This window comes from Vibrio sp. Vb1980 (assembly GCF_033338615.1).
GTDB lineage: Bacteria > Pseudomonadota > Gammaproteobacteria > Enterobacterales > Vibrionaceae > Vibrio > Vibrio alginolyticus.
On record NZ_JAWOSZ010000002.1, the window covers coordinates 76,511 to 97,916 of the forward strand.

General features: G+C 42.9%; 18 protein-coding genes and 1 riboswitch. Of the genes, 9 read left to right on the plus strand and 9 right to left on the minus strand.

Annotated features, from left to right (window positions below; translation table 11 throughout):
• The first annotated feature begins 257 nt into the window (after positions 1-257).
• The gene (locus R7F64_RS03575; RefSeq protein WP_318071467.1) at positions 258-2,483 is read left to right on the plus strand and encodes an NADP-dependent isocitrate dehydrogenase; all 2,226 of its coding nucleotides are present in this window, start codon (positions 258-260) and stop codon (positions 2,481-2,483) included.
• Between the two features lie 183 nt (positions 2,484-2,666).
• Here the strand turns inward: R7F64_RS03575 and cspD are convergent, their stop codons facing one another.
• The gene (gene cspD, locus R7F64_RS03580; protein ID WP_005378407.1) at positions 2,667-2,885 is read right to left on the minus strand and encodes a cold shock domain-containing protein CspD; all 219 of its coding nucleotides are present in this window, start codon (positions 2,883-2,885) and stop codon (positions 2,667-2,669) included.
• 704 nt (positions 2,886-3,589) lie between these two features.
• Between cspD and clpS the strand changes: the two genes are divergently transcribed.
• Together clpS and clpA are read left to right on the plus strand one after the other, a co-directional pair.
• Positions 3,590-3,910 (plus strand): ATP-dependent Clp protease adapter ClpS, encoded by a 321-nt coding sequence (clpS, locus tag R7F64_RS03585; protein WP_005378419.1) that lies wholly within the window; start codon positions 3,590-3,592, stop codon positions 3,908-3,910.
• Positions 3,911-3,960: 50 nt separating this feature from the next.
• Positions 3,961-6,228, plus strand: a complete 2,268-nt coding sequence (gene clpA, locus R7F64_RS03590; RefSeq protein WP_005387879.1) for an ATP-dependent Clp protease ATP-binding subunit ClpA — start codon at positions 3,961-3,963, stop codon at positions 6,226-6,228.
• A 133-nt stretch (positions 6,229-6,361) separates the two neighbouring features.
• Here clpA and infA read toward each other — a convergent pair whose 3' ends face one another.
• From infA to aat, 3 genes are all read right to left on the minus strand, one after another.
• Positions 6,362-6,580, minus strand: coding sequence for a translation initiation factor IF-1 (gene infA / locus R7F64_RS03595; RefSeq protein WP_001040192.1), 219 nt, complete (start codon positions 6,578-6,580; stop codon positions 6,362-6,364).
• Positions 6,581-6,661: 81 nt separating this feature from the next.
• Positions 6,662-7,363: an arginyltransferase gene (locus R7F64_RS03600; RefSeq protein WP_005378346.1), complete on the minus strand. Its 702-nt coding sequence runs from the start codon at positions 7,361-7,363 to the stop codon at positions 6,662-6,664.
• Entirely contained in the window at positions 7,360-8,067 is a 708-nt protein-coding gene (gene aat, locus R7F64_RS03605; RefSeq protein WP_005387881.1) for a leucyl/phenylalanyl-tRNA--protein transferase, read from the minus strand. The genes R7F64_RS03600 and aat overlap by 4 nt, the downstream gene beginning before the upstream one ends.
• Positions 8,068-8,106: 39 nt before the next feature.
• Here aat and R7F64_RS03610 point away from each other — a divergent pair, with 39 nt between their 5' ends.
• A complete protein-coding gene (locus R7F64_RS03610) occupies positions 8,107-8,583 on the plus strand; it encodes a glycine zipper 2TM domain-containing protein (RefSeq protein WP_318071537.1) in 477 nt (158 codons plus the stop codon).
• 289 nt (positions 8,584-8,872) lie between these two features.
• On the plus strand, positions 8,873-10,153 hold the full coding sequence (gene aroA / locus R7F64_RS03615; RefSeq protein WP_005387883.1) for a 3-phosphoshikimate 1-carboxyvinyltransferase: 1,281 nt from the start codon (positions 8,873-8,875) through the stop codon (positions 10,151-10,153).
• Positions 10,154-10,216: 63 nt separating this feature from the next.
• On the opposite strand, the gene R7F64_RS03620 is transcribed toward aroA, so the two are convergent.
• A complete protein-coding gene (locus R7F64_RS03620) occupies positions 10,217-10,465 on the minus strand; it encodes a YciN family protein (RefSeq protein ID WP_005387884.1) in 249 nt (82 codons plus the stop codon).
• A gap of 434 nt (positions 10,466-10,899) precedes the next feature.
• Here R7F64_RS03620 and topA point away from each other — a divergent pair, with 434 nt between their 5' ends.
• From topA to R7F64_RS03640, 4 genes are all read left to right on the plus strand, one after another.
• Entirely contained in the window at positions 10,900-13,530 is a 2,631-nt protein-coding gene (topA, locus tag R7F64_RS03625) for a type I DNA topoisomerase (RefSeq protein WP_005378351.1), read from the plus strand.
• Positions 13,531-14,138: 608 nt separating this feature from the next.
• Positions 14,139-15,356, plus strand: coding sequence for a glucose-1-phosphate adenylyltransferase (glgC, locus tag R7F64_RS03630; protein ID WP_005378352.1), 1,218 nt, complete (start codon positions 14,139-14,141; stop codon positions 15,354-15,356).
• The gene (glgA, locus tag R7F64_RS03635; RefSeq protein ID WP_033905051.1) at positions 15,346-16,803 is read left to right on the plus strand and encodes a glycogen synthase GlgA; all 1,458 of its coding nucleotides are present in this window, start codon (positions 15,346-15,348) and stop codon (positions 16,801-16,803) included. Before glgC ends, glgA begins: the two co-directional genes overlap by 11 nt.
• Positions 16,804-16,912: 109 nt before the next feature.
• Positions 16,913-17,716 (plus strand): alpha/beta fold hydrolase, encoded by an 804-nt coding sequence (locus R7F64_RS03640; RefSeq protein WP_017820032.1) that lies wholly within the window; start codon positions 16,913-16,915, stop codon positions 17,714-17,716.
• A gap of 31 nt (positions 17,717-17,747) precedes the next feature.
• Here the strand turns inward: R7F64_RS03640 and R7F64_RS03645 are convergent, their stop codons facing one another.
• The 4 genes from R7F64_RS03645 to purR form a co-directional block, all read right to left on the minus strand.
• The gene (locus R7F64_RS03645; protein ID WP_017820033.1) at positions 17,748-18,068 is read right to left on the minus strand and encodes a DUF2007 domain-containing protein; all 321 of its coding nucleotides are present in this window, start codon (positions 18,066-18,068) and stop codon (positions 17,748-17,750) included.
• Positions 18,069-18,088: 20 nt separating this feature from the next.
• Positions 18,089-18,775 carry a TVP38/TMEM64 family protein gene (locus tag R7F64_RS03650; protein ID WP_005378366.1) on the minus strand — a complete coding sequence of 229 codons (687 nt, stop codon included), beginning with the start codon at positions 18,773-18,775 and terminating at the stop codon, positions 18,089-18,091.
• 114 nt (positions 18,776-18,889) lie between these two features.
• Positions 18,890-19,480, minus strand: a complete 591-nt coding sequence (locus R7F64_RS03655; RefSeq protein WP_005378367.1) for a TfoX/Sxy family DNA transformation protein — start codon at positions 19,478-19,480, stop codon at positions 18,890-18,892.
• Between the two features lie 116 nt (positions 19,481-19,596).
• A riboswitch (cyclic di-GMP riboswitch) is annotated at positions 19,597-19,686 on the minus strand.
• 287 nt (positions 19,687-19,973) lie between these two features.
• Positions 19,974-20,978 carry an HTH-type transcriptional repressor PurR gene (gene purR / locus R7F64_RS03660; protein WP_005378368.1) on the minus strand — a complete coding sequence of 335 codons (1,005 nt, stop codon included), beginning with the start codon at positions 20,976-20,978 and terminating at the stop codon, positions 19,974-19,976.
• Between the last annotated feature and the right edge of the window lie 428 nt (positions 20,979-21,406).

Sequence of the window (21,406 nt, forward strand, 5' to 3'; positions counted from 1 at the left end):
TCATGATCGGATATGATTTGCGCGCCTAAAACTAACAAACGCGCACAGAATGATAGACTAATTCGTGTTATTTGTTTAATTATATCAGTGCACTCATGGATTCAGAGCTTAGAGCTTCAAACTACAACAAAGAGTGCGAACCGCATGTGGCGTTAGTGAGGAGACATGTACTGCTAACGCGCAGCAATGCGTCAATTAAACCAACTCAGACGCTGAGTTGATCAGCCAACAAGTTGATTAAAAAATAGGGAAATTTCATGCCTACAGAAAAACCTACAATTATCTACACCATCACTGATGAAGCGCCGGCGCTAGCAACTTATTCATTACTACCAATCATTCAATCATTCACAGCATCGTCTGGCATCAATGTAGATACTCGTGATATTTCACTAGCAGGTCGAATTATCGCTAACTTCCCAGAGCATCTAAAAGAAGAACAGCGCATTGGCGATGCGTTGACTGAGCTTGGTGAACTAGCTCAAACTCCAGAAGCAAATATCATCAAGCTACCTAACATTTCAGCTTCAGTTCCTCAGCTTAAAGCGGCGATTAAAGAGCTTCAGGCGAAAGGTTACGATTTACCAAACTACCCAGAAGAGCCGAGCACGTACGAAGAGAAAGCGATTAAAGCGGCTTACGACAAAATCAAAGGTAGTGCGGTTAACCCAGTACTTCGTGAAGGTAACTCAGACCGTCGTGCTCCGACTTCGGTTAAGAACTACGCGAAGAAAAACCCACACTCAATGGGTGCATGGTCAGCAGAATCTAAGTCCCATGTTGCGAGCATGTCAGACAATGACTTCTTTGGTAGCGAAAAGTCTACAACTATCTCTGGTGCAACAGAGGTCAAAATCGAGTTTGTCGGTAATGATGGTACAGTTAAAGAGCTTAAGTCTGCGTTCCCATTACTAGATAAAGAAGTCATTGATACTTCAGTAATGAAGAAGAAGGCGTTGGTTGAATTTTTCGAGAAAGAGATTGCTGAAGCGAAAGCACAAGACGTGCTGCTGTCTCTTCATATGAAAGCGACGATGATGAAAGTTTCTGACCCTGTCATTTTCGGTCATGCAGTAAAAGTTTACTACAAAGACGTTTTCGATAAGTACGGTAAGCTGTTTGAAGAGCTAGGTGTTGATGTAAACAATGGTATCGGTGATGTTTACTCAAAAATTGAGTCTCTACCTGAAGCGCAAAAAGCAGAAATTGAAGCGGCCATTCAAGCGGTTTACCAAACTCAACCAGAGCTTGCGATGGTTGACTCTGATCGTGGTATCACAAACTTACATGTACCAAGTGACATTATTGTAGATGCTTCTATGCCAGCAATGCTTCGCTCTTCTGGTCAAATGTGGGGACCAGATGGTAAACAAAAAGACACCAAAGCGATGATTCCAGATCGTAGCTACGCAGGTATTTACCAAGCGGTTATTGATTTCTGTAAAGAGCACGGCGCATTTGATCCAACCACTATGGGTAGCGTACCTAACGTTGGTCTAATGGCTCAGAAAGCTGAAGAGTATGGTTCTCACGACAAGACATTCATTCTAGACGCTGCGGGTACTGTTCGCGTTGTTGATGCTTCAGGTAACGTACTGTTAGAGCAAGCGGTTGAAGAAGGTGATATCTTCCGTATGTGTCAGGTTAAAGACGCACCAATCCAAGATTGGGTTAAACTAGCAGTGACTCGCGCACGTGCAACAGGTGTTCCAGCTGTATTCTGGCTAGATGAAAACCGCGCGCACGATGCTGAGCTCATCAAGAAAGTAAACGCCTACCTACCAGATCACGATACTGACGGTCTAGAGATTAAGATCCTATCTCCTGTTGAAGCTTGTAAGTACTCACTAGAGCGTATGAAAGCGGGCCTAGATACTATCTCTGTTACAGGTAATGTTCTTCGTGACTACCTAACAGACTTGTTCCCAATTCTAGAGTTAGGTACGTCTGCTAAGATGCTATCTATTGTTCCATTGATGAATGGTGGTGGTCTATTTGAAACAGGCGCTGGTGGTTCCGCTCCTAAGCACGTTCAACAAGTAGAAAAAGAGAATCACCTTCGTTGGGATTCTTTGGGCGAGTTCCTAGCGCTTGCAGCTTCGTTAGAGCATTTAAGTGTAGCGACAAACAATCCTAAGGCTCAGGTTCTCGCAGATACACTAGATAAAGCGACCGGTGAGTTTTTAGACACCAACAAATCTCCGTCACGTAAAGTGGGTGAGCTAGATAACCGTGGAAGCCACTTCTATCTTGCACTTTACTGGGCGAAAGCGCTTTCAGAGCAAACGGATGATGCGGATCTTGCTGCTGAATTTGCACCAATTGCAAAAGCGCTGTTAGAGCAGGAAGAAACGATCGTTGCTGAGCTAAATAATGCGCAAGGCGTGAAAGGTGAGCTAGGAGGTTACTACTTACTAGACGATGCATTGGTTTCTAAATTGATGCGTCCAAGCGAAACCTTTAACGCAATCATTAACAAGTAAGTTAGTGTAAAAACACGTCGTTTTCGGCGTGTTTCCTATCCTGTAAGTGCGTTGTAAGTGTTCCTTTTGTAACACGTGCTCTAAATAGTAAGAAACCCGCTATCTTGGCGGGTTTATTTTTCTCTTCAAAACATCAACGTGGCGTTTCGAGAGCAATATTTTTATATTTCGACAGCGCTCTAATTATTTGGCTTGGCCTTCAAGAGGCACGACGCTACTCGCGTGACAGCCTTTGGGACCTTTTTCAATCTCGTAAGAGACTTGTTGGCCTGCTTTCAGTGTACGATAACCGTCCATCTGGATAGTTGAGTAGTGGGCAAAGATATCTCCCTCTTCTTCATCTGAACAAATAAACCCAAATCCTTTGGCATTGTTAAACCACTTTACTGTACCTGTAGCCATGCTTTACATCCCTCATGCATTTTTTACTGATGTTGTTACTGCAACCAAGTTATACCTTTAACTTGGTACTACCATTGTCAGCGAATGCCAACAAACGTCAAATCAATGATAAGTCACATTCATCAAACCACTTAAAGAAGAGAAGTTTCAAAATGATGATTTATGCATCGACACTTTCCACTGTAGTCAATGAATTTCGACAGTCAATAGCAGTGAGCAACAAACAGAAACATAATTGAAAACAAATCACTTTTGAGATTAACAAATTTGCAAACAGTTTTTCGTATATACGCAGAAGTTTAGTCAATTTGCCTATGAAGTGGCTCATACTGAAAAAGCCATACTGTCCGTGTTGCTTATGGGAGAAGAATCCTCTGACTGAATAAAAAATGAAGTTTTCGTGATAATTACCGTATTCTCAATGAGGAAGTGTGATCCAGATAGAAGATGATGGGGTGGTTTGCAATAGTCCGAAAGCAATAAATAGAAAGTTCTTTTATAAGAAAAAATGTGTAACTTATCGACAAGCATCTTTTATTTGCGCCGTATCAAGACGTGCATTAGTCTCTATATTAGGTAGCAACTTTTATCGATCAAAGATCGAATTCGGTGCCATAACTCACTACACCGCGCTGCACGCTTGTGGTAGATTGTTTTTATAGGTCGAAAACATCAACCCTTTGATACGATATCTTTAGATTGCCATGAGTAAAAATTTTGAATGGGTCACTCCGGACTCTGATCTTCTGGAGCGAGAAAGTACGAAAGTCCAGCCACCTAAGCTGTACAATGTCGTACTCAATAATGATGACTATACACCTATGGATTTCGTCATAGAGGTGCTTGAGCGATTTTTCTCACATGATATTGATAAAGCAACTCAAATCATGCTTCAGGTCCACTATGAAGGAAAGGCAATTTGCGGCACATACAGCGCAGAAATTGCCGAAACAAAAGTAGCGCAAGTTACGATGTACGCAAGGGAAAATGAACATCCGCTACTTTGCACTATGGAGCAAGCGTAAACAAAGAAGACTTGCTCGAACAACCCCAGTTGTTTTTTCGGGAGGTACTTATGCTAAATAAAGAACTAGAGTCAAGCCTTAACGGTGCATTTGCTCGGGCGCGAGATAAACGCCACGAGTTTATGACTGTCGAACACCTCCTACTTGCATTGTTGGAAAATGATGCAGCTAAGGAAGCCCTTCTAGCTTGTAAGGCGGATCTTGACGCTTTACGCAACGAACTCGATATTTTCATCGATCAAACTACGCCTCTTATCCCAGATAGTGATGAGACGCGTGAAACGCAGCCGACTTTGAGTTTTCAACGTGTACTACAACGCGCCGTCTTTCATGTACAGTCGTCTGGTCGTAATGAAGTAACAGGCGCCAACGTGCTTGTTGCTATCTTCAGTGAACAAGAGTCGCATGCCGCTTACTTACTGAAGAAAAATGACATCTCCCGATTAGATATTGTTAATTTCATCTCCCACGGTATTACTAAAGCATCAGGTGCAGGTGAGGATTCATCATCAGACTCGTTTAGCTCAGAAAGTGTTGAAGAGCCTAATTCTGAAGAACGCCTAGAAAGCTTTGCGACGAATCTTAATCAAGTCGCTAAAGATGGAAACATCGACCCACTCATTGGACGTGATAAAGAGTTAGAGCGCACTATTCAGGTACTTTGTCGACGCCGCAAGAATAATCCACTACTAGTGGGTGAGGCAGGAGTTGGTAAAACAGCCATTGCGGAAGGTCTTGCATGGCGAATTGTCGAAGGGCAGGTCCCTGAGGTCATTCAAAACAGCGTGATTTATTCACTAGATATTGGCTCTTTGCTCGCTGGTACCAAATATCGCGGTGATTTTGAAAAGCGCTTCAAGGCGATTTTGAAACAACTTGAAAAAGAAGAAGATGCCATTTTGTTCATCGATGAAATACATACCATCATCGGTGCAGGCGCGGCATCTGGTGGTCAAGTCGATGCAGCAAATCTTATTAAGCCTCTTTTAAGTAGCGGTAAGTTGCGTTGTATTGGTTCGACGACATACCAAGAATACAGCAACATTTTCGAGAAAGAGCGTGCGTTGTCTCGCCGTTTCCAAAAGATAGACGTTGTAGAGCCTTCATTGGATGATACAACTAAAATCTTGATGGGTTTGAAGCCGAAGTACGAAGCTCACCATGAAGTACGTTATACCAATAAAGCACTGCGTGCCGCGGTAGAACTGTCGGCTAAATACATTAATGAACGCCATCTACCAGATAAGGCCATTGATGTCATTGATGAAGCTGGTGCGCGTAGTCGTCTTGCTCCTGCAAGCCGTCGTAAAAAAACGGTCGGAGTGGCTGATATCGAATCAATGGTTGCCAAAATGGCGCGAATTCCAGAGAAGTCGGTTTCTTCTTCAGATAAAGACATTTTGAAAAACTTAGATAGCAAAATGAAGATGTTGGTATTCGGTCAAGATAATGCGATTGATGCATTGTCCGAGGCGATCAAGCTGACACGTGCAGGTTTAGGTGTAGACAACAAACCTGTTGGTTCATTCTTGTTTGCAGGCCCAACAGGGGTTGGTAAAACAGAGGTGACGGTGCAGTTATCTAAGCTTCTAGGTATCGAGCTACTTCGTTTTGATATGTCTGAGTATGGTGAGCGTCACTCCGTAAGTCGCTTAATTGGTGCGCCTCCTGGTTATGTCGGTTATGACCAAGGTGGTTTGCTAACCGATGCTGTTATTAAGCACCCACACTCAGTCGTATTACTTGATGAGATTGAAAAAGCGCACCCTGATATCTTTAACCTGTTGTTGCAAGTCATGGATAACGGTACGCTAACGGACAACAATGGTCGCAAAGCAGACTTCCGTAATGTCATTCTTGTTATGACAACTAACGCAGGTGTGGCGGAAACCGAGAAGAAATCAATTGGTTTGATTCAACAAGACAACAGTCACGATGCAATGGCGGAAATTAAGAAGGTGTTTACTCCTGAGTTCCGTAACCGTCTTGATAACATCATCTGGTTTAACAGCCTTGATGAAAGCGTTATCCATCAAGTGGTTGATAAGTTCATTGTTGAACTGCAAGTGCAACTTGATGCGAGAGGCGTTTCAATGGAAGTATCGCAAGACGCTCGCCATTGGTTAGCACATAAAGGTTATGACAAAGCTATGGGGGCTCGCCCAATGGGGCGTGTTATCCAAGAACAGCTTAAGAAGCCTTTGGCTAACGAACTGTTGTTTGGATCTTTAGTTGACGGCGGTACAGTGAAAGTAACGCTGGTCAACGATACGCTTGAGTTTGAATACTTAAGTGAGAAAGAGACAGCGATGCATTAATCGTTAGTCGGTAACAAACGCAAAAGCGCACGAGAAGATCGTGCGCTTTTTTATCTGAACTAAATCGGAAAAAATTGTGCAATAAAAAACGGAGCAGCTTGCTCCGTTTTTTATTGCATCCGAAAATCAGAGATTAACGAGCGCGGAAGACGATGCGGCCTTTTGACAGGTCGTATGGAGTCATCTCTACAGTTACTTTGTCACCCGTTAGGATACGGATGTAGTTCTTACGCATCTTGCCAGAGATGTGAGCAGTCACAACGTGACCGTTTTCAAGTTCAACACGGAACATAGTGTTTGGTAGAGTGTCAAGGACTGTGCCTTGCATCTCGATTACGTCTTCTTTAGCCATTTAATCCTCTTTAGAAATTAGGCAATATTAGCGGGCTATATTCTGCCGCTAAATAGTAATTATGTAAAGTTGAGGCGTATTCTACCCTCGCCAACGCTGATTTACTAGCCTTTGGTGGCGTTGAAAGCGTGTTTTGTAGCTCATTGCTGGGCACTCATCAATCTGATATCCCAAATATAGCCACTGTTGTTTGTTTTCTTGGCAGTATTTAATTTGATAAAGCACCGCTAATGTCCCAAGAGATAACTCGTAGTCAGGGTCAAAGAAAGTATAAAAAGCACTCGAGCATTGTGGCATCAAATCTGTCACTGCAATGGCAAGCAATTGATCTGATTCATCGTAAATGTGTAAAAACGACGTTGTCAGCCAGCTGGTTTGAGCAAATCGAGCAAACTCATCACGCTTTGGTGGGTACATAGTGCCGTTTTTATGCCGTTTGCAGATGTACCGACTGTAAAGCTCAAACCATTCCTCATCCATTTCAGGTTTCATTTCCCAGCGTAAAGACTGTGCTTTATTAAGCAGCCTCTTCTGACTTTTTGATAGTCTAACGTCTGGAATCGAGACTCGAATTGGCTGGCAAGCGGTGCAATGCTCGCAATGCGGTTTATATATGGTATCTCCGCTACGACGAAAACCGTTAGCCATGAGCAACTGGTAATTTTCTTCAGTATGCAGCCTTTCATCAAGCGCCACCGCAACCCGCTCTTGCCGTTCAGGCAAATAACTACAAGGGTGATTATTCGTCAACCCTATTCGAATATGTTGTATATCCGTACTCATACTGAATCCTGCAAAACTTGGGGCTGATAGGCATCAAATAGTGTTTGCTTTTCTCTTAAAGATAGTAGTTTTTGCATAAATTCGTCACGCTCAAGTTCAAATGCGCCAAGTGATGCCAAGTGAGAATTCATAACTTGGCAATCGATTAATTGACCTTGCTTTGACGCCAAATGGTTGCATAAGTACCACAATGCAATTTTGGATGCGTTATCTTTTAGACTAAACATCGACTCTCCGCAAAAAAGTTGGCCCACGCAAATGCCATATAGTCCGCCAATCAGGTTGTTGTCATGCCATACTTCTACAGAGTGACAGTGACCAAGTTTGGCTAACTCAATGTAGGAAGCTTGCATTTCCTCGTTGAGCCATGTTTCCTCTGCAGGGCGTGTTGAAGAACATAGTCTAATCACTTCTTCTGTCGCGAAATTGAGTGTTACTTTATAGTTATGTTTACGCTGAAATTTTTTGAGACTTTTAGATGGCTTAAACTGTAATGGGTCAAACACGGCGCGCGGAGAAGGGCTCCACCATAAAATAGGTTCACCAGGACCATACCAAGGGAAAATGCCTTGATAGTAACCATTGAGGATTCTCATGGGGTTTAAGTCACCACCAAAAGCCAGCAAACCATTGGGGTCGCTGAGTGCTTTATAGGGTGAGGGAAAGTTGAACGTTTCATCGAGTTCAGTTAAATAAATAGCCATAAGAAGTCGTTACCAACATTGGAGTCAGAGGAGTTTATGATGACCTGGTTAAGAAATATCGTAAAAGTATGGCTTGGGATCATACTGTTTTTACCACTTGTCGCCAACGCAGCCTATGAAAGAAATGTTGCCAAGCCAGTTAATGAAGTAGTTTACGGGAAGATTGACTCTGTCCGTTATATTACTCAACAAGAGGTTGTTCAATCGAAAAGTAACGGTTGGAAGACACTACTTGGTGCCACTATCGGTGGTTTAGTCGGTAATCAATTTGGTGGCGGTACGGGAAGAGAAGTCGCGACGGCAGTGGGTGCGCTTGCTGGTGCCGCAGTTGCTCAAAACCAAAGTAATTACCAATACACGGTTGAATATAAGTTAGTTGAGCTACTCATCAAAGTGAAGGGTGATAAGCTAATTAATGTCATCCAAGATGTTGATAAAAATATGTTATTTAGTCGAGGGTATGAAGTTCGTATTTTATATTTTGATGATGGAGTCAGGGTTGATATCACTTATTAACCCTAGGTTGTTTTAGTCTAACGAAGCCTAATCAGGCATGTACAGTCGGGCTGGCTTATAGTCAAATAAAGTCGAAATAGTTTGCTGTTTCGCCGTGCTTCTTTCGCTCTGATTTACATCGCTGGCAATGCCTTTAATTCTGTATCTTTAGGCTGCTTGAGGATATTCATAAATTAGCGCCGATTTACTCTGGTTTTGTCGTGTTTTTTTGGGTAGTCTGAATTCACGAAGAATTGTTTAGCCCTCATAAAAATCGTATGTTGAGGGCACAAAGGATTATCAACTTTTAATGGAAAGCCTAACGTTACAACCTATCAATAAAATTCAAGGGGAAGTGAACCTTCCTGGCTCTAAAAGCGTTTCTAATCGAGCTCTTTTACTTGCTGCTCTTGCTAAAGGCAGAACTCGCCTTACTAATCTCCTCGACAGTGATGATATTCGTCATATGCTGAATGCGCTGACTAAACTAGGCGTTCAATACCAACTTTCCGAAGATAAAACAGAATGTCTCGTTGAAGGCCTTGGGCGTCCGTTTTCTGTCTCAGAGCCGGTAGAGTTATTTCTCGGCAATGCTGGCACTGCGATGCGACCATTAGCTGCGGCTCTTTGTCTTGGAGAAGGGGAGTATGTACTGACGGGCGAACCTCGTATGAAAGAGCGTCCAATTGGTCACCTTGTCACGGCACTGAAAGATGCTGGTGCGAACGTTGAGTACATGGAAAACGAGAACTTTCCGCCTCTCAAAATAATTGGTACTGGCCTAAAAGCAGGTACAGTTTCTATCGATGGGTCCATTTCAAGTCAGTTCTTGACCGCTTTCTTAATGTCTGCGCCATTGGCTGAAGGTGAAATTCGCATCAACATCGAAGGCGATTTGGTTTCTAAGCCTTATATCGATATCACCCTGCATATCATGAAGCAGTTTGGAGTCGATGTGATCAACAATGACTATCAAGAGTTTGTGATCCCAGCCGGTCAGCAATACATCGCTCCAGGTGATTTCTTGGTTGAAGGTGACGCGTCTTCTGCTTCTTACTTCTTGGCGGCGGCAGCCATCAAAGGCGGAGAAGTTAAAGTCACGGGTATCGGTAAAAACAGCATTCAAGGTGATATTCAATTTGCTGATGCGCTTGAAAAAATGGGTGCAGAAATTGAATGGGGTGATGACTACGTAATTTCACGTGTTGGTCAATTAAAAGGCATTGATATGGATTACAACCATATCCCTGATGCTGCAATGACCATCGCGACAACAGCGTTATTTGCCGAAGGCACTACCGCTATTCGTAACGTTTATAACTGGCGTGTAAAAGAAACAGACCGTTTGTCAGCTATGGCGACTGAGTTACGTAAAGTTGGTGCGGAAGTGGAAGAAGGGGAAGACTACATCATCGTCAAACCTGTGTCTCAGTTAAAGCATGCTGCGATTGATACTTACGATGATCATCGAATGGCGATGTGTTTTTCGCTGGTGGCACTTAGTGATACGCCTGTGACGATTAACGATCCAAAGTGTACGTCGAAAACGTTCCCTGACTACTTCGACAAACTTAAGGCTTTAAGCTGCTAAATATTCTGACCTAAAACAGGAAAGCCAGAGTGAATAACACTCTGGCTTTTTTGTTTCCCAATACTATTTAACCAGCGTAAATTCCTTAGAAAGGTGATGCGCTAAGTATTTGAACATATTGAATACTGCAGTCGTATTTGAAGTTGGTAAACCTTTGTCATCAAGGAAGTATTCACCTTTAAAAACTAAAACACCTTCTTTTTCTTCTACACTTGTGGCTCGCATTCCCTCGATGTAATCATCGTGCTCTTGGATGATTTGGTTAGCGATCAAAAGAAGGTCGAACTCTTCGATAAACGTTCTATCAGACATATTCTTTCTACCATCCTATTCAGTTAAGAACGCTGAGTATACCTACAACTAAAATGGGTTTGCATGATTAATTCAGTCAATCGTTCAGTAAGACTAAACAGATCAATTTTTAGAGTATAAGCATGATGCGGAGGAAGATGGCAGAGCATTGAACCAAACTATTTTGTGATGGGTAACAAAATTTATTGCATTGGATTAGCGGATGCTAAGTTTGCCTGTTTAGATATGCCGCTCAATACCTTTCAGAACCCTGTCTCTTTGAAGTATAAAGACGATGAATTGTCAACCAATCGGATCTGAATTTCAAAAAAGCAGTTGATCTTCTTTTCATCTCGCACAATAGTAAAAAAAGAAGCAATGAAATAGAACATTATGCGGGTGGCCTTTAAACAAGGTTTCTACCCGCATTATTATGAAGGACGTTAGAGTCAGTTATGGGTAAATCACTCGTTATAGTGGAGTCACCAGCCAAGGCAAAGACGATAAATAAGTACCTTGGTAAAGACTTTATTGTTAAGTCTAGTGTTGGTCATGTGCGTGATCTGCCTACGGCCGGTCAAAGCACTGGTGAGAAAAAAGCCGCAGCCATCTCAACTAAAGGGATGAGTCCGGAAGAGAAAGCGCGCGTTAAAAAAGAGAAAGACCGCAAAGCGTTGATCAAAAAGATGGGGATTAACCCATATCATGACTGGGAAGCGAATTACCAAATCCTTCCAGGCAAAGAAAAAGTTGTCAACGAACTACAAAAACTCGCCAAAGACGCAGATTGCGTATATCTCGCAACCGATTTGGACCGCGAAGGGGAAGCAATCGCATGGCACCTTCGTGAGATCATCGGTGGCGATGAAGAGCGATACAAACGTGTAGTTTTTAACGAAATTACGAAAAACGCGATCCAACAAGCTTTCCAGACACCTGGCGAGCTGAACATGGATGGTGTAAATGCCCAACAAGCACGTCGCTTCATGGACCGTGTCGTTGGTTTTATGGTTTCACCTCTACTTTGGAAAAAAGTGGCTCGTGGTTTATCTGCTGGTCGCGTGCAGTCTGTTGCGGTGAAACTGTTAGTTGAGCGTGAGCGTGAGATTAACGCGTTTGTACCAGAAGAATTCTGGGACATTCATGCGAATACGAAAACGAAAGACAAAGCGGACTTTAAACTGCTTGTTGCTCAGAAAGACGGTTCTGCGTTTAAGCCAGTTAATGAGGCAGAAACCAAAGCAGCGATGTCTGTACTTGAGAATGCAAGTTACGAAGTATGTAAGCGTGAAGACCGCCCTACAAAGAGCAAGCCTTCAGCACCTTACATCACCTCTACGCTTCAACAGGCAGCAAGTACACGTCTGGGCTACGGCGTGAAAAAGACCATGATGCTAGCTCAGCGCCTCTATGAGGCCGGTTACATCACTTATATGCGTACGGACTCGACTAACCTAAGTGCCGAGGCTGTGGACGCTGTACGTGACTTTATTGGTTCTGAGTTTGGTGATAAGTACCTGCCAGCGAAACCATTGACGTACGGTAGCAAAGAAGGGGCACAGGAAGCGCACGAAGCGATCCGTCCTTCAAATGTGGGTGTTAAGGCGGAAGACCTGCAAGGTGTCGATGCTGATGCGCACAAACTTTACGCTTTGATTTGGAATCAGTTTGTAGCGTGTCAAATGACGCCAGCAGAATACGATTCAACAACCATCAGTGTAAAAGCGGCAGAATACACGCTTAAAGCGAAAGGCCGTATCCTTAAATTTGACGGCTGGACTCGTGTACAGCGTCCAATGGGCAAAAACGAGGATACAATCCTTCCTGCGGTACAACTTGGCGATAAGCTAAGCTTAGAGTCACTTGACCCTAAACAGCACTTTACAAAGCCACCTGCGCGCTACACTGAAGCTGCACTGGTTAAAGAGCTGGAAAAAAGAGGCATTGGTCGTCCGTCGACTTACGCATCGATCATTTCTACGATTCAAGATCGTGGCTACGTGAAAGTTGATCAGCGCCGTTTCTACGCTGAAAAAATGGGTGAAATTGTTACTGACCGCCTTGATGACAGCTTTAACGATTTGATGAACTACGACTTTACTGCGCGTATGGAACAGAAATTGGACCAAATCGCTGAAGGTGAAGTGAACTGGAAAGCTGTGTTAGATAACTTCTTTGCTGATTTTACTGGCGATCTTGAAAAAGCAGAGCTGGATGAGTCAGAAGGCGGTATGAAGTTAAACCACATCGTCATGACGGATATCGAGTGTCCGACGTGTAGCCGTCCAATGGGCATCCGTACTGCTTCGACAGGTGTGTTCTTAGGCTGTTCAGGTTACGCGTTACCACCAAAAGAGCGTTGTAAGACAACCATCAACTTGGGTGACGAAGAAGGTATTATTAACGTTCTAGAAGAAGACGTTGAAACCGCAGCTCTTCGTGCTAAAAAGCGTTGTCCGATCTGTGAAACAGCGATGGACGCATACCTGATTGATGACAAGCGTAAGATGCATGTTTGTGGTAATAACCCGAACTGTGAAGGCTACCTTGTTGAATACGGCGAGTTCAAAGTAAAAGGCTACGATGGTCCAGTTGTTGAATGTGACAAATGTGGCTCTGATATGGTGCTTAAGAACGGTCGCTTTGGTAAATACATGGATTGTACGAGCGAAACGTGCAAGAACACTCGTAAGATCTTGAAGAATGGCGAAGTCGCGCCCCCGAAAGAAGATCCTGTTCATTTCCCCGAGTTGCCATGTGAAAACTCAGATGCGTATTTCGTACTTCGTGATGGTGCTTCGGGTTTATTTATGGCGGCAAGCAATTTCCCGAAATCGCGCGAGACACGTGCTCCTTTGGTTGCTGAACTGGCACGTTTTGAAGAGCGTTTACCTGAGAAGTTCAAATACCTAGCAACTGCGCCGCAAGAAGATCCTGATGGTCGTCCTGCTGTTGTACGCTTTAGCCGTAAAACAAAAGAGAACTACGTTCGTTCGGAAGAGAACGGTAAGCCAAGTGGTTGGACAGCGCTCTTTGTTGACGGTAAGTGGGAAGTCACTGATAAGCGTAAAAAAGCGAAAGCATAAAAACGTACGATCTAAGTAATGTAAAAAGGCAGCGATATCGCTGCCTTTTTTGCGTTTTGTTTTTGCGTAAAGGCCACTGTGTTGTTCGTATAGATCTTTGCTGCTTTGACTGAGTTTTGCTGACGCGAGAAGATCCCAGTATCAATATTTCGTAGTCGCTGATGTATTTTTTATGTAAAAAATATTCGTTGTAACTTTCATTTTGCATTCACATATTTGTTATACATTGGGCTAAAAAATCGGCGGTGTAGTGAATCCGTTCGTAAATTGTTTTCACAATGTAATCGTTTGCTTTTCCATGTGTGATCTAGATATCGTCTTGAGTACGCAAGAGCTGTATGGTACACAGAATGGCGTATTAAAAATTGTAATTTAGAACCCGCTTAGATAATTTATTACAAAAATTAGTGCAACTGTGTGCATTGTTTGCGTCAAAAAATAAGGAAAGAGTGGACGTTGCATACTGGAAGTGCCGTAGCTTTTTTATCCGTGTTGTAAGAGTTCACAGAAACTCAGAGACGGTTGCTAAATGTATTCGCTTGACTCCCCGAGTATGACTCATTCAAGCGAGTACCAAATCCAAGCTATAACGATATGGAGAACAACAAATGGCTGGTGTTTTGGGAATGATTCTTGCTGGCGGTGAAGGCTCTCGTTTGAGACCTTTAACGGAATCTCGCAGTAAACCTTCGGTACCGTTTGGTGGTAGTTATCGATTGATCGATTTTGCTCTAAACAATTTTGTTAATGCGGATCTGATGCGCATTTACGTCCTAACCCAATTTAAATCTCAATCTTTATTCCATCACTTAAAAAAGGGGTGGAACATCAACGGCATTACAGACCGCTTTATCGATCCTATTCCCGCTCAAATGCGTACTGGTAAACGTTGGTACGAAGGGACGGCGGACGCGATCTATCAAAACCTGCGTTTTATGGAATTAGAGGAACCAGAGCAAGTTTGTATTTTTGGCTCTGACCATATCTACAAGATGGATATCAAACAAATGCTGAACTTCCACTCAGAAAAGAAGGCTTCTCTGACGGTATCTGCATTGCGCATGCCACTAAAAGAGGCGTCGCAATTTGGGGTTATCGAAGTGGATAGCGAAGGTCGTATGATTGGCTTTGAAGAAAAACCAGCAAATCCGAAATCGATTCCTGGTGACCCTGATTACGCTTTAGTTTCAATGGGTAACTATGTTTTTGAAGCTCAGGTACTGTTCTCAGAGTTGGTCGAAGATGCGGATAATGAAGCTTCATCACATGATTTTGGAAAGGACATCATTCCAAAGATGTTCCCTAGAGGTGATGTGTTCGTGTATGACTTCAGTACCAACAAAATCAGTGGCGAAAAAGAAGAGGTGTACTGGCGTGATGTCGGAACTATTGATGCGTACTGGCAAGCGCATATGGATCTGCTAGAAAAAGATGCACCATTTTCGCTGTACAACCGTAAATGGCCATTGCATACCTACTACCCACCATTGCCACCTGCGACATTTACCGACTCTGATAATGGTCGTGTGCAGATAATCGATAGTTTAGTGTGTAATGGCAGCTATGTTAGAGGCTCAAGAATCGAAAAGTCGGTGCTTGGTTTTCGCAGTAATATTGCTTCTGCTTGCGATATCAGCGAATGTATACTTCTTGGTGACGTAAAAATTGGCGAAGGATGTGTTTTACGTCGTGTGATTGTCGACAAGGATGCCGATATTGCTCCTGGTACTCAGATTGGTGTGAATCTTCAAGAAGATAAAAAACACTTCCACGTGTCTGAGGAGGGCATTGTTGTTATTCCGAAAGGAGCTCGAGTTGGCTACTAACAACTTATCTATTCTGTTTGTAGCTTCTGAGGTTGAAGGCCTCATTAAAAGTGGTGGCTTGGCAGATGTTGCCAAGGCACTACCGGAAGCCCTTCAAAACCTACAGCAAGACGTAAGAATTACCATCCCTGCGTACAGCAGTATTGATAAACTCGCAGACGCAGAAGTTGTATTAGAAACAGAATTAACATCATGGCCGCATACGGAGTATCGAGTTTTGCGGCTCATGTTAGGTCAAAATCCTGTTTACCTGATTGATTGTCCGCCGTATTTCAATCGACCATCAATGTATGCGGAGAACAACCAAGCGTATACTGATAACGGCGAGCGCTTTGCGTTTTTTAGTGCAGCATGTCTCGATATGTTACCCAAGCTCGCCTTTCAACCTAATATCATACACGCGAACGATTGGCACACAGGTCTTGTTCCATTTTTGCTCAAGCACAGGTATGGCAATGATCCGTTTTTTGCTCATACTAAAAGCGTCATTTCAATTCACAATGCGGTCTTTAAAGGCGTATTTAGTTATGAAGATGTGCAGTGTTTGCCAGAGTTTCATTGTAGAAACGTTCCCGATGCTGCGGTGAGTGCAACGCATATTACGATGCTTAAAGCTGGTGTAATGAATGCAGATAAGATAAACGCGGTTAGCCCTACGTACGCAGAGGAACTAAAAACAGAGCTTGGCAGTCACGGCATGGCTTGGGAGTTTCAGCAACGTGCGCAGGACTTAGTCGGCATCTTGAATGGTTGTGATTACAGCGCTTGGAATCCGGAAACTGATACCTACTTGCCGGTTAATTACTGCGCCGACCAGCAAAGTATGTCGCAAGGGAAGAAAGCTTGTAAAAAAGCATTACAACAACGACTAAATTTGCCCGAAAAAAATGTAGCTATGTTCGGTATGGTTTGTCGGTTGACCCAGCAGAAAGGTGTTCATTACTTGTTGCCTGCTTTGGCCGATTTTTTGAAGCACGATGTTCAGCTAGTTGTCGTTGGGACCGGAGACCCTATTCTTGCCGCTCAGCTACGAGAGGTTGCCGCGCAGTTTTCTAGCAAATTTGCCTTTGTAGAAGCGTATGACAATGAACTTGCGCATATCGTTGAAGCTGGTTCTGATTTCTTCTTGATGCCTTCTGAGTTTGAACCATGTGGCTTAAACCAAATCTATAGTATGGCTTATGGGACATTACCGATAGTACGCGGTGTTGGTGGCTTAAAGGACAGCGTTAGCGATTATGATGTAAACCCATCTGAAGCAACGGGGTTTGTTTTTTTCGAACCGACACCGCAGGCATTGTTGTTAACGATGCTAAGGGCACTGTTGCTCTACGCTCAAAACGAGCCTGAAGTGAATAAAGTACAGTTGCACGCGATGCAACAAGACTTTTGTTGGCAAAAGGCCGCAGAATCTTATTTGCAGCTTTACCACTCAGCGTTAGTTTGACTTAAAATTGTAACGAAAGGCACCGAATGAGGTGCCTTTATTATCTTGAGTAAGGGGAGTGTGGTAGGATGGCTTTTTACTCAATAGCACGATCTTTTTGATACTCAATATGACCCAGCCGCTACTTTTTCATAAAACCTATTTGCACCCTACTAGTAATGAGTGGGTTGTATTTGTGCACGGTGCTGGTGGTAGCTCTTCTATCTGGTTCAAGCAAATTAAAGCTTACAAGCAACACTTTAACTTATTGCTGATCGATTTAAGAGGTCATGGAAAGTCAAATCAGCTACTTAAAGAGCTCATTGCTAGCCGTTATACCTTTACGGAAGTTACCCAAGATATTTTGAAAGTATTGGACCATTTAAAGATCCAATCCGCTCATTTTGTCGGTATGTCGCTTGGTACTATTATTGTTCGAAACCTTGCTGAATTGTCATCAGAGCGCGTACGTTCGATGGTGCTCGGCGGTGCTGTCACAAGGCTTAACACTCGTTCTCAGATATTGGTGAAATTAGGTAATTTTTGTAAGCATATCCTACCGTACATGTGGCTCTACAAACTGTTCGCTTATATTGTTATGCCTCAAAGAAGCCAACGAGAATCTCGCCACCTTTTTATTCGCGAAGCCAAGAAGCTTTGCCAAAAAGAATTTAAACGTTGGTTTATTCTTGCCGCTGATGTAAATCCGTTAATGAAATATTTTAAAGATCGAGAGTTACCCATTCCGACTCTTTACTTAATGGGCGACAGGGATTACATGTTTATTAAACCTGTCAAAGAAATGGTTGCAGCACATAAGCTCAGCATTCTACGAGAAATCCCGAATTGTGGTCATGTATGCAATGTAGAGCGTCCAGAAGACTTCAATCAACACTCCATCGAGTTTATTAAACAGCAAGCTGTATGTGCTTAAAACTGAGTGCATCCACAGTATAGGAGAGCCGCTATAGCTCTCCTAGTTGATATCCACATTGCCAACATGCACCAAATTGCCCTTCGTTTATTTCATGACATTTTGGGCATTGCCAATCTTGATACTCATGCCTATCGGATTGTTTTCGATATGCTTTTACTATTTCTTCAGCTTTCATCTTTTGTGCCGTGTCAAAAAGCCACACATAAGGATCGGTATCATCACCAAACGGCAGTTCTCCTTTTAAGCCGAAAATACCTTCTCCGCGAACTTCACAGTAAATTTGTTCCACTTTAAGCAGCTCACATACAATGTGTGCTTCTGCTGGGTTTTTAGCGATAAATATTTTCATCAAAATACCCACTTCACCAATTACGAGTTTTGCTGACTTGGTGTCGGCCTTACTTTATTCATAACCCATTTAGTGATGATTGGAAATAGTCCCAATAGCGCAAAAGACGCTAATACTGCGGGTGAAACAATGCCCGATAGGCTTTCAATTGTTGCTAATTGAGTACCTGCATTCAGATATACGGCTGTGCCTGGCAGCATACCTATTTGGCTAGTGAGATAAAATCGACCTACAGACATCGGTGTTAAGCCCATCAGTAAGTTGATTAGAAAGAAAGGGAATACAGGGATTAGACGCAAGGAAAATAGATAAAAAGCTCCGTCTTTTTCGACACCTTGATTAATTGCGTTGAGTTTATTTCCGAATTTGTTTTGTACCCAGTCACGCAATAAGTATCGGCTGCTCAAGAAGGCCAGTGTTGCCCCCATAGTGCTAGCGAAAGAAACCAGTAGCAAGCTTGTCCAAAAACCAAATAAGGCTGCACCAAGTAAGGTGACTACTGCCGCTCCTGGGATAGAAAAAGCGGTAATTGCAATGTAGGTAAAAAAGTAAATCGCAGCCGAGAATACAAAATTCTGATCGATGTATGTAGTTAGTGCTTCTTGTTGGGCTTTTGCATTCTCTAAGGTTAAATACTGGCCAAAGTTAATACCTAAAAAGACGATAGCCGCTAGTAGGATGAGACCTAAAATCAGTTTCTTATTCATAATTTTGATTCCAATTTGGGATATATGTAATAAGACAGTAGGAAAACCGAAAAAATTTCACAAAAAAACCGCAGATTAGACTGCGGTTTTACAAGATAGTTTTTAGGCCGACTTTTATTGGAGGCCGTTCATCAACTCATCTCGGCGAGCTTGAGGTACCACACTCCAATGAGTGCCGTTGATAGCACCTTCTAGTGCCCATAGCAACTCAATGTTGACGGTTGCAGAGTGCGTATCTCTTATCGCTTTATAGGCGTTAAGCGCACCTTCCTCTTCAAGCTTCTCTACGGATTCGATGCCGGCTTTTTTTAGCATGCGCTCGGTAGCCAGTCGTAAGTTAGGCAAATCTTTCAAACGGTTAGGCTTTGTACTTGCTTGCTGTTCTTTCTCAAGCTTTGCCTTTTTCAATGATTGATTCGCTACTTCGATTAAGCGTTCGCTTGATTCCCATAAATCGCTGGAAATAGCGTAGTACTTTGTAACGACTGGGAAGCCACGTTTTTTATAAACGTAAGGCTTTAGCCCTTGTTTCTCGAAGTCAGATGAAGTTTTTTGGTCTGCTCTGATATGAAGCTGATTGTTTACCACTAGTGCAAACATTGTTTCATCAGCGAATAGTCCGAAGCCACCAAACATTGAGCGCGACTTGATATTACCAAGTGCCTCAAATAGCTTCATAGAGTCTTTGAGTATCGGTTTATCCATGTTTTGTTATCTCGGTGTAATTAATATTACGCCACCAAAAGTCAGGTCCGAGAGAGTAGCAAACATACGTAAAAACAATGTCATTACAGAGTAAAGTCATTGCTTACACACTTGCCATCGGTAACCCCGCTACCTTCCATATCGTAATATGGTTCAGGCCGGAGGCTTTGCGTCCCACTCTTTCGAATGGTTTGCCCTGTGCGTGACACAATGAGCATACTTCTTATATTGAATTAACATCACGGTTTAGCGTTAAAAGTGTGATTTCGGTTCAATAAAAATGATAGATTGAATGCTCTATTTTGCATATGGAAAGGTGCAAATTGGCCTTTGAAAAGGAGTTCTTAATATATATTACATTTATATAAAACAGGGAGTTAACGTTAGTCAATTGTTATTAGAGCGGTGTGAAGTATTAGAGAATGCTTAATTTTCCCAAAAAAATAAGCGCCCCTGTAGAGCGCTTATTTAACACGGTTAAATACAGTGAAATTTAGTTCATTTTTTTCACAGTATTTCGAATTACAAGCTCAGGTTGCATTTCGAAAATTCGTTTTTCGTGTTCTTTATCTTTGATACGCTCAAGTAGAATTTCGAATGCATTTTTACCAACACGACGTTTAGGTTGGTGGATAGTCGTTAGCGGTGGAGAGAAGTATTCCGCAAGCTCGATGTTGTCGTAGCCGATCACTGAAATATCTTCAGGAATTTTGATCCCGTTTTGTTGCAAGCGGCTCATTAGGCCTAGAGCCATTGTGTCGTTAAAACAGAATACCGCCGTCGGGCGCTTGTCCATTGCGGTAATTTTATCTGCAACTAATACGGCCGTATCACATTCAAAGTTACCTTCAAGGATCCAGTCTTCATTTACAGCTAGGTTCGCTTCGCTCATTGCGCGACGGAAACCTGCAATGCGCTCTTGGCAAGCAAGCTTTTCAAAATGACCGCTTAGACAAGCGATATCCGTATGACCATTGTCAATCAGATGTTTGGTTGCAATGTAGCCACCTTCTTCTGAGTTATCCATGATCTTGTCTGCTTGTGAGCTCTCTGGGCCCCAATCCATGACCACTTTAGGAATGTCCGCATGACGGTCAAGCATCTCTTTTAGTTCTTCGGTTAAGTCAGAACACATCACTAGGATGCCATCAACGCGCTTTTCAGCCAGCATACGAATGTAATCGCGTTGTTTTTCGTAAATCCCGCCTGTGTTACATAAAATCAGAGTATAGCCTTGGCGGTAACAGTAGCTCTCAACCCCGTCAATCACTTCTGAGAAGAATAGGTTGGTTGACTGCGTTACTAACATGCCAATAGTACGAGTTGAGTTGCATTTTAGGCTGCGTGCAACGGCACTTGGCGCGTAATTCAGCTCGTCAACGGCTTTCATTACTTTTTCTTGCGTTGCTTCTGCAACGAAACGCGTTTTATTGATAACGTGCGAAACTGTCGTAGTGGAAACGCCGGCTAAGCGAGCAACGTCTTTTATCGTGGCCATAAATGGTGTCCTGTATCGAGCTACTGAAATATGTCGTATTGGATGTACCTGATGCTCTAATGGTTTCACACCTAGCAATATAAAATTGGCGCTAAGTGTCTCGGCAGCGGTTGATCCAAGTGCGACAAAAGGGTACGTAGCAGCATCGGTCGATGAATTTTATCTTTTTTCTATCTGATGAGAAATTGCCATCAACCTGTTAAGAAAACACAAAAACCGCTATATTTCAGCGGTTTACATATAAATCATATTTAATCGTTTGCGCTCACATTTTAGCCCTATGTGGACTGACTAGCAATGTTTTCAGCAAGAGATTTGTGTATTTGAAGTCACATTTTGACTGCTAAATAACCAAGCGTCTTTGCGCTAAGTTAAGGCAAACGAATATTATACCCAAGTTACTTACAATTGGTCACTTTCAGGCATAC